At 67.2% G+C, this 3,434-nt stretch carries 2 protein-coding genes and 1 pseudogene; 2 read left to right on the forward strand and 1 reads right to left on the reverse strand.

Translation table 11 applies throughout. The features are described 5' to 3' along the window. Positions 1 to 174: 174 nt before the first annotated feature. Positions 175 to 1,422, reverse strand: a complete 1,248-nt coding sequence (locus tag ACIP67_RS43015; protein ID WP_350747015.1) for an IS256 family transposase — start codon at positions 1,420 to 1,422, stop codon at positions 175 to 177. A gap of 326 nt (positions 1,423 to 1,748) precedes the next feature. Here ACIP67_RS43015 and ACIP67_RS43020 point away from each other — a divergent pair, with 326 nt between their 5' ends. After that, a complete protein-coding gene (locus ACIP67_RS43020) occupies positions 1,749 to 3,020 on the forward strand; it encodes an IS110 family transposase (RefSeq protein WP_206495882.1) in 1,272 nt (423 codons plus the stop codon). A 58-nt stretch (positions 3,021 to 3,078) separates the two neighbouring features. Then, positions 3,079 to 3,434 (forward strand): annotated as a pseudogene (locus ACIP67_RS43025) (DDE-type integrase/transposase/recombinase); the annotation flags it as partial.

The raw sequence follows: 3,434 nt of genomic DNA on the forward strand, positions 1-3,434 counted from the left end.
TCGTGCGGAGGCCGGTCGTGTCTTCGCGGCCCGGTAGCCGCGGGAGGTGATGAACCCACACTCCGTCGCACCCAGCGTGCGGCAGATGGCCTCGACCCCGAACTGATCGCGGTTTGCGGTCAAGTCCCTGGAAGTGGTGTAGCCGTCTTCGAGGTTGTAGGGGGCTTGTACCTGTCAGGTCTGCAGGGTCGGCATCACCTCCGTGCTCATCACGGTCTCTTGCTCCGTGGTCAGGGGCTCACGGCACCGGGCGAGCAGTTCCAGGCCGAGATACCGGCGGCCTTCGGCCCACTCATCGGTCTGCTCGGCCAACACAGCCCCGACCAGACGCACCACGGCATCCCGGTTCGGGAAGATCCCCACCGAGTCCGTGCGGCGCCGGATCTCCCGGTTCAGCCGCTCGGCAGGGTTGTTCGACCAGATCTGGGACCACACGTCCCTCGGGAACGAGGTGAACGCGAGGATGTCCTCTCGTGCTGCATCGAGGTGCCCAGCCACCGCGGGCAACCTGTCCTGCACGTAGTCCAACAGGCGCTCGAACTGGGCCTGCACGGCCGGCCCGTCGGGCTGGTCGTACACGCTGTGCAGCATGGCCTTCACCGCCGGCCACATGCTCTTCGGGGTCACGGCCATCAGATTCGCCGCGTAATGGGTGCGGCAGCGTTGCCACACGGCCCCGGGCAGGTTCGCCGCCACGGCTTCCACGAGGCCGCGATGGGAGTCCGAGGTCACCAGTGCCACCCCGGCCAGCCCCCGGGCCACCAGGTCCGCGAAGAACTCGTTCCACGCCGCACCCGTCTCCGTGGTGGCCACCCTCAGCCCGAGGACTTCGCGGCGCCCGTCGGCGTTGACCCCGGTGGCGAGCATGGCCACCGCGTTGATCACCCGCCCGCCCTCTCTGACTTTCATGGTCAGGGCGTCGGCGGCGAGGAACACGAACGGGCCGGCCTCGCCCAGCGGCCGGTGACGGAAAGCCTCGATGTGCTCGTCCAACTCCTGTGCCATCCGGCTGACCTGGGACTTCGAGAGCGAGTCGATGCCCAGCTGCCGTACGAGCTTGTCCATGCGCCGGGTCGAGACCCCGGCCAGGTAGCAGTCCGCGACCACGGTGATCAGTGCGGACTCGGCCCGTTTGCGGCGCTCGAGCAGCCATTCGGGGAAGTACGTGCCGGCCCGGAGTTTGGGGATGGCCACATCGATCGTGCCGGCGCGGGTGTCCAGGGGTCGGTGGCGGTAGCCGTTGCGCTGCGCTGTCCGGTGTTCGGAGGGCTTGCCGTACTCGGCCCCGCAGACCGCGTCAGCGTCGGCGGAGAGCAGTGCGTTGATCACGGTCTGCAGCAGGTGGCGCAGCAGGTCTGGGGAGGCCTCCCCGAGAGCTTCGCGCAGCAGGCGTTCAGGGTCGACAATGTGTGGAGCGGTCATCGTGGTGATGTCCTTTCGAGAGTGCTGTGGAAGGTTCGCTCGAAGGCTCCCACGGTGACCGCGTCCGTCTCGAAGATGGTCGTGGCCACCGGGGAGGGTTACACAGAGATGATGGATTCGGCTCCGGCGCCGGCGTGACCCGAAATTACACGGACGCCGTTCGCGGCTGTCTTTTTGTGGATCTGTCCGTCGACGCCGGGGTCGCTGCGGGCCGGGCGGGCACATGACTTGATAGGAGCCTGACCGGAAAGTCGTCTCACCTTTGTGCTGTCTGCACTCACCCGACCCGCGGTGACGTTCATCACCATTGGAAGGGAATCCCGTCAATGACGAGCATGACACTCGACCCGCCGCTGACCAACCCGTTGCCACCAGGCTCCGAGTTGGTCGCCGGGGTCGACACGCACAAGAAAACGCATCACGTCGCGATCCTCGATCTCGTGGGCCGACCTGTCGCGGACCGAGAGTTCCGTGCCGACGGTCGCGGTTACGCGCAGATCGTCGCGTTCCTCCACGCGCACGGTGATGTCGTCCGTATCGGGGTGGAGGGAACGGGGTCGTACGGGGCTGGCCTCGCACGCGCGCTGACCACGGCGGGGCTGACCGTCATCGAAGTCGCGCGACAGGACCGGCAAGCCCGCCGTCGTCGCGGCAAGTCCGACCCCCTCGACGCCCACCAGGCAGCGGTCGCTGTCCTCGCAGGAACGGACACCGCGATCCCAAAGTCTGGTGATGGCGCGGTCGAGTCGATGCGGATCCTCCTCGCAGAGCGGCGCTCGGCGGCCAAGGCCAGAGCGCAAGTGATGAACCAGATCCACGCGCTGCTGATCACCGCACCCGAGCTCGTGCGACAGGCGTTCCGCGCTCTCAGCGGGCAGCGTCTGGTGAACACGCTCGCCAAGACTCGGCCCGGAACAATCACGTCCCCCGATCCCGCGGTCGTCGCCCGGCAGACACTGCGACGGTTCGCGGTCCGACACCTCACGATGCAAGCCGAGATCGACCTGATAGAACAACAGTTGGAGATGCTCGTCCGGCAGGTCAACCCCACGCTGCTGTCCCTGAGCGGAGTCGGTCCTGTCACCGCAGCGACGCTCCTGGTCGCCGCCGGCGACAACCCCGAGCGGCTCGGAACCCGCGCCAGCTTCGCCGCTCTCGCCGGTGTCGCCCCGATCCCCGCCTCCTCCGGACAACGCACACGGCATCGACTCTCTCGCGGCGGGAACCGGCACGCGAACGCCGCGCTGCACCGGATTGTGCTGTTGCGCATGCGGCATCGCGAGCCTCGGACGATGGCCTACTTCGAGAGGCGTCGTTCGGAGCAACTCACCGACCGTGACATCATGCGCTGCCTCAAACGACACGTCGCGAACGAGATCTATGCCGCTCTGCTCAATCCCGCCACCGACAATCCCGTCGGGCGCGAACTCCGAGCACGCCGACAAGCGAAAGGCATCCCGATCAGCGTTCTCGCCGCCACTCTCGGCGTCCCCTACCAGCGGCTCCGACGACTCGAGATCGGAACTCGCGCCGACCCTGAACTCGAGGCCCGAGCGACCGCCATCCTGGAGCAGATCAGCCCGCCACTGGCCGCTTGACAGCAATAGGAGCATCCACTATGCGGGACTCAACTGCGCGGCGACCTCGGACCGCGAAGGAACCCGTGATGCCCGATACCAGCCCCGGCTCGGGGTGGGCTTTCTGCACACCGTGATCGATGATCACTCCCGCTTCGCCTATGTCGAGATGCACTCCGATGAACGCAGCCAGACGGCCATCGCGGTGTTGCGCCGCGCGGTCGCCCACTTCGCGCGCCTGGGCGTGGAGGTGGAGCGGGTGCTCTCGGACAACGGCTCGGCCTACCGCTCGCATGCCTGGCGTGATGCCTGTACCGAGCTCGGGATCAAGCCCAAGCGGACTCGGCCCTACCGGCCGCAGACGAACGGGAAGATTGAGCGGTTCCATCGCACGCTAGCTGATGGGTGGGCCTACGCCCGGTTCTACAGCTCAGA

It is taken from the genome of Streptomyces sp. NPDC088812 (genome assembly GCF_044750285.1).
Classification (GTDB): domain Bacteria; phylum Actinomycetota; class Actinomycetes; order Streptomycetales; family Streptomycetaceae; genus Streptomyces.